This window comes from Intrasporangium sp. DVR (assembly GCF_040365325.1).
In the GTDB taxonomy this organism is placed as follows: Bacteria; Actinomycetota; Actinomycetes; order Actinomycetales; family Dermatophilaceae; genus Intrasporangium.
Genome location: NZ_BAABZW010000001.1, coordinates 385,496 through 399,075 on the forward strand (window position 1 = coordinate 385,496; position 13,580 = coordinate 399,075).

Annotated in this window: 10 protein-coding genes; 3 read left to right on the plus strand and 7 right to left on the minus strand. The window is 71.4% G+C overall.

The features are described from left to right. Positions 1–2: 2 nt before the first annotated feature. From ABWV20_RS01825 to ABWV20_RS01840, 4 genes are all read right to left on the minus strand, one after another. A complete protein-coding gene (locus tag ABWV20_RS01825; protein ID WP_353353036.1) occupies positions 3–176 on the minus strand; it encodes a DUF6104 family protein in 174 nt (57 codons plus the stop codon). A 198-nt stretch (positions 177–374) separates the two neighbouring features. Continuing rightward, positions 375–4,310, minus strand: coding sequence for a multifunctional oxoglutarate decarboxylase/oxoglutarate dehydrogenase thiamine pyrophosphate-binding subunit/dihydrolipoyllysine-residue succinyltransferase subunit (locus ABWV20_RS01830; protein ID WP_502901744.1), 3,936 nt, complete (start codon positions 4,308–4,310; stop codon positions 375–377). Between the two features lie 183 nt (positions 4,311–4,493). After that, positions 4,494–5,297: an ABC transporter permease gene (locus ABWV20_RS01835; protein ID WP_353353038.1), complete on the minus strand. Its 804-nt coding sequence runs from the start codon at positions 5,295–5,297 to the stop codon at positions 4,494–4,496. After that, positions 5,294–6,349, minus strand: coding sequence for an ABC transporter ATP-binding protein (locus ABWV20_RS01840; RefSeq protein WP_353353200.1), 1,056 nt, complete (start codon positions 6,347–6,349; stop codon positions 5,294–5,296). The genes ABWV20_RS01835 and ABWV20_RS01840 overlap by 4 nt, the downstream gene beginning before the upstream one ends. Positions 6,350–6,545: 196 nt before the next feature. On the opposite strand from ABWV20_RS01840, the gene ABWV20_RS01845 reads away from it, so the two are divergent. From ABWV20_RS01845 to larC, 3 genes are read left to right on the plus strand one after another with little or no spacing between them, the layout of a single operon-like run. After that, on the plus strand, positions 6,546–7,892 hold the full coding sequence (locus ABWV20_RS01845) for a hemolysin family protein (protein ID WP_353353039.1): 1,347 nt from the start codon (positions 6,546–6,548) through the stop codon (positions 7,890–7,892). Continuing rightward, positions 7,885–8,922: a hemolysin family protein gene (locus ABWV20_RS01850; protein ID WP_353353040.1), complete on the plus strand. Its 1,038-nt coding sequence runs from the start codon at positions 7,885–7,887 to the stop codon at positions 8,920–8,922. The genes ABWV20_RS01845 and ABWV20_RS01850 overlap by 8 nt, the downstream gene beginning before the upstream one ends. 28 nt (positions 8,923–8,950) lie before the next feature. Beyond that, positions 8,951–10,273: a nickel pincer cofactor biosynthesis protein LarC gene (gene larC / locus ABWV20_RS01855; protein WP_353353041.1), complete on the plus strand. Its 1,323-nt coding sequence runs from the start codon at positions 8,951–8,953 to the stop codon at positions 10,271–10,273. 6 nt (positions 10,274–10,279) lie between these two features. On the opposite strand, the gene larB is transcribed toward larC, so the two are convergent. Genes larB through gnd form a run of 3 tightly spaced genes read right to left on the minus strand, consistent with a single transcriptional unit; the run spans position 10,280 to position 13,387 of the window. Further along, positions 10,280–11,059 (minus strand): nickel pincer cofactor biosynthesis protein LarB, encoded by a 780-nt coding sequence (gene larB, locus ABWV20_RS01860; protein ID WP_502901738.1) that lies wholly within the window; start codon positions 11,057–11,059, stop codon positions 10,280–10,282. After that, positions 11,052–11,924 carry an ATP-dependent sacrificial sulfur transferase LarE gene (larE, locus tag ABWV20_RS01865; RefSeq protein WP_353353042.1) on the minus strand — a complete coding sequence of 291 codons (873 nt, stop codon included), beginning with the start codon at positions 11,922–11,924 and terminating at the stop codon, positions 11,052–11,054. Before larE ends, larB begins: the two co-directional genes overlap by 8 nt. A gap of 26 nt (positions 11,925–11,950) precedes the next feature. After that, positions 11,951–13,387, minus strand: coding sequence for an NADP-dependent phosphogluconate dehydrogenase (gnd, locus tag ABWV20_RS01870; RefSeq protein ID WP_353353043.1), 1,437 nt, complete (start codon positions 13,385–13,387; stop codon positions 11,951–11,953). Between the last annotated feature and the right edge of the window lie 193 nt (positions 13,388–13,580).

Consider the following 13,580-nt stretch of genomic DNA (forward strand, 5'->3'; position numbering starts at 1 on the left):
TCTCAGTCCTCGTCGTCGAGTCGGGCAAGCCACGTCGCCAGCCGGTCGATGGGGACCTCGAACTCGGGGTTGAGGTCAACGAAGGTCCTCAGGTGGTCGGCGAGCCAGTCCAGGCTCACCTCCTCCTCGCCGCGTCGACTGGCGAGCTCCTCGATGCCGCGGTCGGTGAAATACACCCTCGGAGATTATCGCGTGGGGTGGGCGCAGCAGCGGAGGCTCGGCGCGCGCAGGCCGGCAGGACCCGAGCCGTATGCCGCTGGGCGCGCTCCGCGTCGGAGGTGAGCGTGGCCGCCGGTGGGGCCCGGAACGGCCGGTGGCCGGCACCCCGCGCGTCGCGGGATGCCGGCCACCGGTGGTCGGGTCGGCGTGGGCGGTCAGCGCGACCGGGTGAAGGCCTGGTCCATCAGCTCGGCCTGCTCGGCGGCGTGCTTCTTCGTCGAGCCGGTCGCCGGTGAGGCAGAGGCCCGGCGCGCCACGACGCGCCAGGGGCGCGCCTCGCCCAGCTCGGACAGCTCCTCGTGCAGCCACTGCGCCATGAGCGGCCATGCGCCCTGGTTGCGGGGCTCGTCCTGCACCCAGAACAGCTCGGCGCCGGGGTAGCGGGCGGCGGCCTGACGGATCTCCTCGAGCGGGATCGGGTAGAGCTGCTCGACCCGGACGATGGCCGTGGCGCGGTCCTCCCGCTTGGCCCGCTCGGCGTCGAGCTCGTGGACGACCTTGCCCGACGCGAACAGGACACGGTCGACGTTGTCGGTCACGCCGTCGTGGTCGGCCAGGACCGGCTGGAAGCCACCCTGCGTGAAGGCCGCGACGTCGCTCGCCGCGGCCTTGCTGCGGAGCATCGACTTCGGCGTGAACACGACGAGCGGGGTGCGCGGGCGGGCGTAGGCCTGGCGCCGCAGGAGGTGGAAGTAGCTCGCTGCGGTGGAGGGGTAGGCCACGGTCATGTTGTTCTCGGCGCACAGCTGGAGATAGCGCTCGATCCGGGCTGAGCTGTGGTCCGGGCCCTGGCCCTCATAGCCGTGCGGCAGGAGCAGGACGACGGAGCTGCGCTGGCCCCACTTCTGCTCCGAGCTGCTGATGAACTCGTCGACGATGGTCTGGCCGCCGTTGGCGAAGTCGCCGAACTGGGCCTCCCAGAGGACGAGCGCGTCGGGCCGCTCGACGGAGTAGCCGTACTCGAAGCCCATCGCGGCGTACTCCGACAGGAGGGAGTCATAGACCCAGAACCGGGCCTGCCCCTCGCCGAGGTAGAGCAGCGGGGTCCACTCCTCCGCCGTGTTCTTGTCGATGAGCACGGCGTGGCGCTGGACGAAGGTGCCTCGCCGGCTGTCCTGCCCGGCGAGCCGGATCGGCGTGCCCTCCTTGAGGAGGGTCCCGAAGGCGAGCAGCTCGGCCATCGGCCAGTCGATACCGCCCTCGTGGACCATCTGGACCCGACGGTCCATCAGCTGCTTCAGCTTCGGGTGGACCGTGAAGCCGGCCGGCGGGTTGCCGAAGACGTCTCCGATCTGGGCGATCGTCTCGGCGGGCACGCCGGTGTTGTTCGACGAGCGGTGCGGGGCACGGTCGTCGAGGACCTGCGCCGTGGGCTTCTCGAGGCCGGCGTTGTCGGGCACCTCGGTGTCGGGGTCGGCCGGGGCGGCCTGCTGGGCCGACTCCTTGGCCGCCTCACGGGTCTCGATGAACACGCGCTCGAGCTGCTGCTGGTAGTCGCGCAGCGCCGCCTCGGCATCCTCGACGCTGATGTCGCCGCGGCCGATGAGGGACTCGGTGTAGAGCTTGCGGACGGATCGCTTGGCCTCGATGAGGTTGTACATCAACGGCTGGGTCATCGACGGGTCGTCACCCTCGTTGTGCCCGCGCCGGCGGTAGCACACCATGTCGACGACGACGTCCTTGTTGAACTCCTGACGGAACTCGTAGGCCAGCTCCGCGACCCGCACGCACGCCTCGGGGTCGTCGCCGTTGACGTGGAAGATCGGTGCCTGGATCATCCGCGCCACGTCGGTGGAGTACACCGAGGACCGGGACGAGCTCGGGGAGGTGGTGAAGCCGACCTGGTTGTTGATGACGATGTGGATGGTGCCGCCGGTGCGGTAGCCGCGCAGCTGCGAGAGGTTGAGCGTCTCGGCGACGACTCCCTGCCCCGCGAAGGCGGCGTCGCCATGGAGCAGGACCGGCAGCACGGTGAAGGACTCACCTGCGAGGTTGAGCCGGTCCTGCTTGGCCCGGACAATTCCCTCGAGCACCGGGTTGACCGCTTCGAGGTGGGACGGGTTGGCGGCGAGGTACACCTTGGTGTTCTTGCCGTCCTCGGTGTGGAACTCGCCCTCCGTGCCGAGGTGGTACTTCACGTCTCCCGAGCCCTGGACCGACTGGGGGTCCTGCTTGCCCTCGAACTCGCGGAAGATCTGGCCGTAGGACTTGCCGGCGATGTTCGCCAGGACGTTGAGGCGCCCCCGGTGCGGCATGCCGATGCAGACCTCGTCGAGGTCGTCGCCGGCAGCGCGCCAGAGGATCCGGTCGAGCAGCGCGATCACCGACTCGCCACCCTCGAGGGAGAAGCGCTTCTGGCCGACGAACTTCGTCTGCAGGAAGGTCTCGAACGCCTCGGCGGCGTTGAGCCGCCGCATGATCCGCAGCTGCTCCTCGCGCGAGATCTTCTTGTAGGGCACCTCCATCTTGTCCTGGATCCACTTGCGCTGATCCGGGTCCTGGATGTGCATGTACTCGATACCGACGGTGCGGCAGTAGGAGTCGCGCAGGATTCCGAGGATCTTGCGCAGCTTGAGGAAGGGTGCCCCGCCGAACCCTCCGGTGGCGAAGGTGCGGTCGAGGTCCCACAGCGTCAGGCCGTGGGTGGTGACGTCGAGGTCGTGGTGCCGACGCTGCTTGTACTCGAGGGGGTCGGTGTCGGCCATGAGGTGGCCCCGCACCCGGTAGGCGTGGATCAGCTCCTGGACCCGGGCCACCTTGTTGATGTCGTCGTCGTGCGACGAGTCGATGTCCTGGACCCAACGGACCGGCTCGTACGGGATGCGCAGGGACTCGAAGATCTCGTCGTAGAACCGGTTGCCGCCCAGCAGCAGCTCGTGGATCACACGGAGGAAGTCGCCGCTCACCGCGCCCTGGATGATCCGGTGGTCATAGGTCGAGGTGAGCGTCAGGATCTTGCTCACCGCATTGCGGTTCAGCGTCTCGTTGCTCGCGCCCTGCCACTCGGCGGGGTAGTCGAGGGCCCCGACGCCGATGATCGTGCCCTGCCCCTTCATGAGACGGGGGACCGAGTGGACCGTGCCGATCCCGCCGGGGTTCGTCAGCGAGATGGACGTGCCCTGGAAGTCCTCGACCGTCAGCTTGTTGTTGCGGGCCTTCTTGACCATGTCCTCGTAGGCGGTCCAGAAGTGGACGAAGTCCATCTCCTCCGCCGACTTGATGGAGGGCACGACGAGGGTGCGGGAGCCGTCGGGCTTCTGCAGGTCGATGGCCAGGCCGAAGTTGACGTGGGCGGGCTGGAGGACGGCGGGCTTGCCGTCCCTCTCCGCGTAGCTGTAGTTCATCTCCGGCATGACGGCGAGGGCCTTGACCATGGCGTAGCCGATGATGTGCGTGAAGCTCACCTTGCCGCCACGCGAGCGGGCGAGGTGGTTGTTGATGACGACCCGGTTGTCGATGAGCAGCTTGGCCGGCACGGCCCGGACGCTCGTGGCGGTGGGGATTTCGAGCGACGTCTCCATGTTGGCGACCACGCGGGCCGGGGCGCCGCGCAACGGGCTGAGGACGTCCTCGTTGACCGGACCGGTCTCCTTGACGGCGGGGATGTCACGCGGCTTCGGGGAGGCGCCGTCGCCCGTGGCGGCGGGAGCTGCAGGCGCTGCCGGCGCTGCCGGAGCAGTGGGAGCGGTCGGGGCGGCCTTGGCTGCGGTGGGGCTGGGGGCGGTGGGGCTGGGGGCGGTGGGAGTGGACGCGGTGGGGCTGGGCTTCGAGGCCGTCGGCGCCTTGGCCGCGGTCTGCGACGGCTGGGCCTGGGACGCAGCGGCGGGTGGGGCGCTCTGAGCCGGCTGGACCGGGGCACCCTGGCTCGCCGCGGACGCGGCCGGGGTGGCGCTCCCGGTCGCGGGCGCGGCTGCCGCTGCCTTGGCCGGCGGCGCGCCGTTGCCGCGGGCTGCGTCCCTGCGTGCGTCTGCGTCGTGCGGACTGTAGTCCTCGAAGAACTCCCACCAGGCGCGGTCCACCGAGTTCTTGTCAGTCAAGTACTGCTGGTAGAGCTCGTCTACGAGCCAATCGTTCGGTCCGAAGGATGCCATCGGGTCACCGGACGTGGACTGTTCAGACACGGCGAATGCGCCTCTTTCGTTGCCTGGGATGCGTCAATGCGGAGTACAGGGTCAGCCTAGCCCTCAACCATCGGGCACCCGACAGACGTCTGAATGGCGAAAGCCGGCCGCTGCTGGCCCGACGAGGGGGCTGCGGCCGCGTCGCTGGGGTCGTCAGGAGATGTCGGCGCGGACGGTCCGGACCGTCCCGATGAGGGCCATGACGACGGCGTATCCGGTCAGCACGAGAGCGCCGCCCCACCACGTCAGCTGGTCGGCGACCGGGCCACTGAAGCCGACGTTCTGGACGTCCAGGGTCGCGTTCGTCGCCTGGGAGGGCAGGTATCGGGCGATGGTGGCGCCGACGTCGAGCAGCGGCAGGACCGCACCGACGATCGGCTCGACGATCCAGGCGACCCCCACCGCGATGAGCAGGGCAGCCACCTGGTTGGGGATGAGGATGCCGGCACCGAGGCCGATCAGACCCCAGAGGCCGAGCACGAGCAGCGAGAGAGCGAGAGTGCGCCAGATCGTCGGGTCGGTGAACGGCTGGTGCCCGCGCGAGGACAGGATCGCCGCACCGGTGGCGACGGAGGCCGCCAGCGACGCGACGCCGTACATGGCCCCGACGACGAGCAGCAGGACCACCTTGGCGCCCATGACGACGCTGCGCTTCGGCTCGGCGAGGAAGGTGGCGGTGATCGTCTTGTGTCGGTACTCGGACCCGACGGTCATGACGCCGATGGCGAGGGTGAGCAGGTAGCCGACGCTGATCCCACTCGTGAACGTCGTCCTGGCGAGCTCCGCGTCGGTGGTGGGGACGCCGACACCTCCGTCCCCCATCACGGTGTCACTGGTGAAGAGGAAGGCGAACAGGCCCGCGAAACCAGCCCCGGCGACGACGACCGCGATGAGCATGCCCCACCACAGTCGGGTCGTGAAGAACTTGCGGAACTCCGCCTTGATGGCCTTCTTCACGACCGCTCCTCCCTCGTCGTGCGGGCCGAGCCCTCGGTGGCTGCGACCGGCACGGTGGTCTCCGTCGCCGGTGTGGTCTCGACCGGGGGGCCGACCGGCGGCGGCAGCCGGTCCAGGTCCAGGTCGGGGCCGCCCCGCGCACCGAGGTTGCGGTTGCGGTACTGGTCCTGGTCGGTGAGGTTGAAGTACAGCTCCTCGAGGTGGGTCTTCTCGGCGCGCAGCTCGTGCATCGCGATGTCGGCAGCGTGGGCGAGGTCGCCGAGCATGGCGAGGTCGCTCGTCGTCACGTGGAGGCCTCCGTCCCTTCGTGTGACGCTCAGCCCCCGGCCCGCGAGGGTGCTGGCCAGCCGGTCGGGGTCGGAGGTGCGGACGAAGGCGGTCGGGGCTCCGCGGAGCTCCTCGACAGTGCCCTGTGCCACCCGTCTGCCGTTGGCGATGATCACGACGTCGTCGACCGTCTGCTCGACCTCCGACAACAGGTGGCTCGAGATGAGCAGGGTGCGCCCCTCACCAGAGAGGTGGCGCAGGAAGCCGCGCAGCCAGCGGATCCCGTCCGGGTCGAGACCGTTGGCCGGCTCGTCGAGGATGATGACGCGGGGGTCCCCGAGAAGTGCGCCGGCGAGGCCCAGCCGCTGGCGCATTCCCATCGAGTAGCCGCCCGCTCGCTTGCTCGCGGCGGCGGGAATGCCGACGAGCTCGAGCAGCTCGTCGACCCGCGGCTTGGGGATGTCGGCTGCGTCGGCGAGGGCCCGCAGGTGGTTGCGACCACTTCGTCCCGGGTGGAAGTTGGTCGCCTCGAGGGCCGACCCCACGACGGTGAGGGGGTTGCGGATGTCGTGGTAGCGACGCCCCTCGATGGTGGCTGTCCCCGCGGTGGGTCGGATCAGGCCGAGCAGCATCCGGAGCGTCGTCGTCTTGCCGGCGCCGTTGGGACCGAGGAAGCCGGTGATGCGACCGGGGACGACGTCGAGGTCGAGGTGGTCGACGGCGGTGAAGCGGCCGAACCGCTTGGTGAGCCCGCGCACCTCGATCCGACCTCTCACCGGGTCCACCAGCAGACTGGGGCCGCCGGTGGGGGGCTGGGCGGGTCTCCCGGCCGACGCGGCTGTCACGTGACGCCTCCTTCAAGGCCCTCGAGGGCGGACTCGTGCTGTGCGCCCTAACTCAACCACACCGCACCGACCCGCCACCGGGGTCCATATAGTGGGCGCCCATGAGGGCCGGATGGGTCGCGGATCGGAGGCTGCGGTGACCGAGTGGCTGCTGCTCGCCGCCGCCGTCCTGCTGACCGCTGGCACTGCGGTGTTCGTCGCCGCCGAGTTCTCACTCGTCGCTCTCGACCGACCGACCGTCCAACGAGCCATCGACGCGGGAGACAGCCGCGCACGGGTCGTCCTGCAGTCGCTCAAGCAGCTGTCCACGCAGCTGTCCGCGGCACAGGTCGGCATCACGATCACGACCCTCGTCGTCGGCTACCTCGCACAGCCGTCGATCGGGCGTCTTCTCGCGGGGCCGCTGGGCGGCCTGGGTCTCTCGCCCTCGGCCGTCGAAGCCGTTTCCAGCGCCACCGCGCTCGTGCTCGCCACCGCGCTGTCGATGGTGTTCGGGGAGCTGCTACCGCAGTTCCTCGGCATCTCCGCGCCACTGGCGACGGCGAAGGTCGTCGCGCATCCGGTTCGGGTGTTCGCGACGGCGGCCAAGCCGCTGATCCTCGTCCTCAATGGGTCGGCCAACGCGTTCCTGCACGCGGTCGGGATCGAGCCGCAGGAGGAGCTGTCCGGCGCGCGCACCCCGCAGGAGCTGGCGAGTCTCGTCCAGCGTTCCGCAGAGGCCGGCACCCTGGAGCTGACGACCGCGCGGCTGCTCACCAAGACCCTGGGCTTCGGTGAGCGCACCGCCGACGACGTCATGACGCCGCGGGTCCGGTGCGCCGGGATCCACCGGGACGAGTCGGCGGATGACGTCCTCCGCTTGTCGAGACGCACGGGACACTCCCGCTTCCCCGTCCTCGGGAACGACTGGGACGACATCGACGGGGTCGTTCACGTCAAGCGCGCCATGGCCGTGCCGCACGACCGTCGCAAGGACGTCCCCGTCTCCGCGCTCATGTCCGACCGCCTCGTCGTGCCCGAGACGATCCAGCTGCAGCCGCTGCTGCGGCAGCTGCGGGAGGGCGGGTTCCAGATGGCCGTCGTCGTCGACGAGTACGGCGGCACGTCCGGCATCGTGACTCTCGAGGACGTGGTCGAGGAGATCGTCGGCGAGGTCGCGGACGAGCACGACCACCGCCGCCAGAGCGGACGCGAGCTGACCGACGGGTCCTGGACGGTGCCCGGACTCTGGCGGCCCGACGAGGTCCGCGACGCGTTCGACGTCGACGTGCCGGACGGCGCGAGCTACGAGACGATGGGTGGCTTCGTCATGGAGCGGCTGGGGCGGGTCCCCGTCGTGGGCGATGTCGTCGACGTCCCCGGTTGGCAGATCCACGTGACCGGTATGGCGCGTCGCCGGGTCGACCGGCTCCGTTTCGTCCCGGATTCACCGGTCGCCGGGACGCTCGAGCCGGACCTGGGCCGGGAGCACCGCCATGAGTGACGTGTGGGTCTACCTCGTCTCCCTCTTCCTCCTCCTCGCCAACGCCTTCTTCGTCGGTGCTGAGTTCGCGGCGATGGCGGTGCGGCGCTCGAGCCTCGAGCCCCTCGCGGATGCCGGCAGCAAGCGTGCGGCAACCAGCCTCGAGGCGCTCGAACGGCTCGGCTCGATGCTCGCCACCGCCCAGCTGGGCATCACCGTGTGCTCCGTCGGCCTCGGGGCGCTGGCGGAGGCCGCTCTGCACCACCTGCTCGAGCCGGTGTTCGTCGCCTGGGGCCTCCCGGAGGTGTGGGCCGGCGGGGTGGCGCTCGCGGTGGCCCTGCTCATCGTGTCCTACCTCCACGTCGTCGTCGGCGAGATGATCCCGAAGAACCTCGCCATCGCCGGTCCCGAGCGGGCCGCGCTCGTCCTCGTGCCGCCGCTCTATCTCGTGACCCGCACCCTGCGTCCGGTCGTCTTCGCGATGGAGGCTGCGGCGAAGGGTCTCGTCCGCGCCTTCGGTATCGAGCCGAAGGACGAGATCGCCTCTGCCTACACGGCCGAGGAGGTGGCGCACATCGTCGGTGAGTCACACCGCGAGGGACTCATACCCAAGGAGCGGCACGGACTCGTCGCCAAGACGCTGGAGTTCTCCGACAAGCTCGCGAGTGACGTCGCCGTCGGCCTCGACGCCCTGACGACGGTGCAGCTCGGGGTGACGCCCGCTGACATCGAGCGACTGGTTGCGCGGCAGGGGTTCTCGCGATACCCGGTCATCGACGCAGCCGGCGACCTGGCCGGCTACCTCCACCTCAAGGACGTCCTCTACGCCGACGACGAGCGCCACGACCTGCCGATCCCTCCCAAGCGGGTGCGCCGCCTCGCCACGGTGCGCAGGGATGACGAGGTCGAGGACGTCCTCGCGACGATGCAGCTCACGGGAGCGCACCTCGCGCGGGTCATCGACGTCGAGGGTGAGGTGACCGGCGTCGTGTTTCTCGAGGACGTCCTCGAGGAGCTCGTCGGCGAGGTCACCGACACGACCCAGCGTTGAGGCCGGGCGAGGGCCTAGCCTGAGGCGCATGCCTGCGACCCCACCGAGCTCACCCGAGACTCCGGGCTCGAGCCTCTGGATCGATGCGTCCGCCGGGGTGGCCGGGGACATGTTGCTCGCGGCTCTCGTCGACGCGGGCGCCTCCCTCGACCACGTCCGCGCCTCGGTCGAGGCCGTGGCTCCCGGAGCCGTTCGGATCGCTGCGTCGGACACCATGCGTGCGGGCATGCGGGCGCTGAAGGTCGATGTCGAGCCCGTCACCGCGGACCAGCCGCACCGACCGTGGGCCGAGGTGGAGCGCCTCATCGGGGAGGCGGCCCTGCCCGCAACGGTCGCGGAACGAGCCCACGCGGCCTTCGCGGCGCTGGCCCGGGTCGAGGCCGAGGTCCACGGTGTCGACGTCGGCGACGTCCACTTCCACGAGGTCGGGGCCTGGGACTCCATCGCTGACGTCGTCGGCGTCTGCGCCGCCCTCGACGACCTCCGCGTCGACGACGTCGCGGTCGGTGTCATCGCCGTCGGGTCGGGGTTCGTGCAGGGCGCGCACGGCCGCCTTCCGGTGCCGGTTCCCGCCGTCCTCGGCCTGTGTGCCGGCTGGGTGGTCGACTCGGTCGGTGAGGGGGAGCTGACCACCCCGACCGGTGCCGCACTCGTCACGACGCTGGCCGGCCGACAGGGCCCGTTGCCTCGGATGGAGGTCACCGCCATCGGCGTCGGAGCCGGGACCAAGGACACACGGGGTCGCGCCAACGTCGTCCGGGTGGTGCTCGGGCGTCCGGTGCCGGCAGGCGACGGAGGGCGCGTCCCCGGTGGGGAGCTCGCCACCGGAGGGAGTCGGTTGGCGACCGGTTCGCCTGCAGGTGAAGGAGAGCCGGGCGACGGGGTGGAGCGGTCGACGATGGTCGTGCTCGAGGCCAACGTCGACGACCTTGACCCCCGCGTCTGGCCGACGGTGCTCACCGCCCTCCTGGACGGTGGCGCCGCCGACGCCTGGCTCGCGCCGATCCTGATGAAGAAGGGGCGCCCGGCACACACCTTGTCGGTCCTGTGCAGCCCGGAGGTGGAGATGCGCCTCCGCGACCTCGTCCTGACCTTGACGAGCACCATCGGGGTGCGCCGCACCATTGTCGACCGCTGGGCCCTGCCGCGGCACTGGGTCGACGTCGACGTGGACGGCCAGCGCATCGGCGTCAAGGTGGCGCACCGGGACGGCAGGATCGTCCGGGCGACGCCGGAGTTCGCAGACGTCGAGGCCGCGGCCCGGGGGCTCGGGCGCCCGGTCGGGGCCGTCCTCCAGGCTGCAGTGGCCGCCGCGGTGGCGGCTGGCCTCGTCCCGGGCGCGAAGACCTGACTCGGGTCAGGCAGACCGTGGTGGGGGTGCCGCGATCTGGGCGGCGAGGTGCCCCGCGCCGTAGCCGTTGTCGATGTTGACGACGCCCACCCCCGGCGCACACGCGTTGAGCATGGACAGCAGCGGGGCGAGCCCCTCGAAGGCGGCGCCGTAGCCGACCGAGGTCGGCACCGCGACCACGGGCGCGCGGGCGAGGCCGGCGACGACCGAGGCCAGCGCGCCGTCCATGCCGGCGACGACGACGATCGCGCGGGCCTCGTCGATGAGGTCCTGGCGGGCCAGGACCCGATGGAGACCCGCCACGCCGATGTCGACGACGAGCTGCGTCGGGCGGCCGAGGTAGGTCAGGGTCAGGAGGGCCTCGCGGGCGACGGGCAGGTCCGAGGTCCCGGCGCACAGGACGGCGACGAGACCGCCGGTCGGCTCGGGCGCTCGCGGGGGCCAGGCGAGGATCCGCGCCGTCGGGTCGTGCACCGCGTCGGGAAGCACCGCGAGGACGGCTTCGGCATGGGCTGCCGAGGCGCGGGTGAACAGCACCGAGCCGGACGTCGTGCCCGACTCGACCGCGTCCCGAACCGCGCCGGCAATGGCCGCGACGTGCTCCGGCGCCTTGCCCTCGCAGAAGATCGCCTCCGGGTAGCCACGACGGGCCGCGCGGCCCAGATCGAGCTCGGCGACGCCGGAGAGGCCGCCGACCCCGCCGCCCCCGACGACCCCGCCGCCGACGACCCCGCCGCCGACGACCCCGCGCTGGTCAGGGAGGCCCTGCGCCTCGGGCTCAGCCACGACGCACCTCGACGAGCGGCAGCGTGAACGCCCCGGACTGGATCCCGGCGACGTCGACGGCGACGAACGCGAAACCGGCCGACAGCCCGGCGTCCCGGATCGCCACCCGTAGGCCCGGCTCCATCGCGCGGAGCAGGTCCCCCTCGGGCAGCTCCACGCGGGCCACCTCGCCGTGGTGCCGCACCCGGCAGTCGGCGAAGCCGAGGGCGCGCAGCCCGCGCTCGGCCGCTTCGACCTGGGCGAGCTTCTCGGGGTCGACCTCCGAGAAGTGCGGGATCCGGGAGGCGAGGCAGGGGGCCGCGGGCTTGTCGGCGTTGGGGAGGCGCAGTGCCCTCGCGAGGCGGCGCACCTCCACCTTCGTCAGCCCGGCGTCGGCCAGCGGCCGCAGGACGTCGTGGTTGGTCGCCGCTCGGGCCCCGGGCCGGTCGGGCCGCCTCGCGTCGTCGGCGTTCTCGCCGTAGGCCACGGCGACGAGCCCGTGCGCCCCGGCGACCTCGTCGGAGATCCGGGTGAACAGCTCGTCCTTGCAGAAGAAGCAGCGGTCCGGGCCGTTGGCGCGGTACATCGGGTGGTCGCCCTCGTGGGTGGCCACCTCGACGACCGGGGCCCCGATGGCGGCCGCGACGTCCCTCGCTCCGTGCAGCTCGTCGCGGGCGAGGCTGGGGGAGATGCCGATCACGGCGAGCACCCGCTCGGCTCCCAACGTGCGGACGGCGAGCGCGAGGAGGAGGCCTGAGTCCACGCCCCCCGAGAAGGCGACGCCGAGGCGCCCGACCGAGCCCAGCGGCATACGGCCCACGAGGTGTCGGGCGACGGCGTCGGCCGGCGCCGCGAGCGCGGGAGGAAGCGGCGCGTGGACGTCCATGGGGACAGTCTCGCTCATGGCGGCCCTCAGAGCTGGACCTCGGTGCGGTCGGTCGACCAGACCGTGTGGAAGGCTCCCTCGCGGTCGACGCGGCCGTAGGTGTGCGCTCCGAAGTTGTCGCGCAACCCCTGGACGAGCGCGGCGGGCAGGCGCTCGGCCCGGACCGTGTCGTAGTAGGCGAGGGCGCTGGAGAAGCCGGGGACGGGGACCCCGGCGGTCGCGGCGGCCGCGACGACACGGCGCCAGGCTCCCTGCCGCTCGGCCAGGCCCGCCTGGATGCTGGGAGCGACGAGAAGCGTGGCGAGCCCGCCGACGGCGTACTCCTCGCTGATCTGCTTGAGCAGCCGGGCCCGGATGATGCAGCCGCCACGCCACAGCCGCGCCACCGTGGCGATGTCGACGCCCCAGTGGAACTCGTCGCTCGCCTTGCGGATCTGCTCCAGTCCCTGCGCGTACGCGACGACCTTGGACGACCACAGCGCGTCCCGGACGTCGTCGACGAGCTGGCGCCGCTCGACGGGCGGAAGGACTCGGTCGGGGCCGGAGAGCACTCCCCGGGTGGCGTCGCGGACGGCCCGGTCGCCGGACGCGGAGCGGGCGAACACCGACTCGGCGATGGTCGAGACGGGCACGCCGAGCTCGAGCGCGGTCTGGACCGTCCACCGGCCCGTGCCCTTCTGCTCGGCGGCGTCGACGATGACCTCGACGAGGGGCCGGCCGGTCGCTGCGTCGACCTGGTCGAGGACCTCGGCCGTGATCTCGACGAGGAACGAGTCCAGCTCGCCGGTGTTCCACTCGCGGAAGACCCCCGCCACCTCCGGGGCCGTCAGGCCGGCCGCGGTCAGCACGTCGTACGCCTCGGCGATGAACTGCATGTCGGCGTACTCGATGCCGTTGTGGACCATCTTGACGAAATGCCCCGCCCCGTCCGGGCCGAGGTGGGCGCAGCACGGCTCGCCGTCGACCTGGGCGGCGATCGACTCGAGGATCGGGCCGAGGGCCGCGTAGGACTCCGTCGAGCCGCCCGGCATGATCGACGGTCCCTCGAGCGCCCCGACCTCGCCGCCGGAGATCCCCGTCCCGACGAAGTGCAGGCCCACCTCGCGGAGGCGGGCCTCGCGGCGGCGGGTGTCCTCGAAGTGGGCGTTGCCGCCGTCGACGATGATGTCGCCCTCCTCGAGGAGGGGCGCGAGCTGGTCGATCACCGCGTCGGTGCCCGGGCCCGCCTGGACCATGATGATGACCCGTCGCGGGCGGATGAGCGACGCGACGAACTCCTCGAGGGTCTCAGCACCGACGAAGGCCCCCTCGGCACGGTGCGACTCGAGGTGCGCGAGGGTCCTCGCGTGGGTCCGGTTGAAGACGGCGACCGTGTGCCCGTGGCGGGCGAGGTTGCGGGCGAGGTTGCTGCCCATGACGGCCAGGCCGATGACGCCGATGTTGGCTGTCGCCGAAGTGCTCACGGTGTTCCTTTGCGCTGAAGGGGTTTCGAGGAGGACCAACCAGCGGTCGTATGCCGCTGGGCTGGCTGGGCGCGCCCGACGCGCCACGTGGGTTCCTCCCATTCAGGCAGAGCGCGTCGACGGTGGAAAGGGCTTGCCACGAGTTGCCGACCGTTGCCGTCCGGAGGACCGCTGCAACTCATGGCAACTCGTT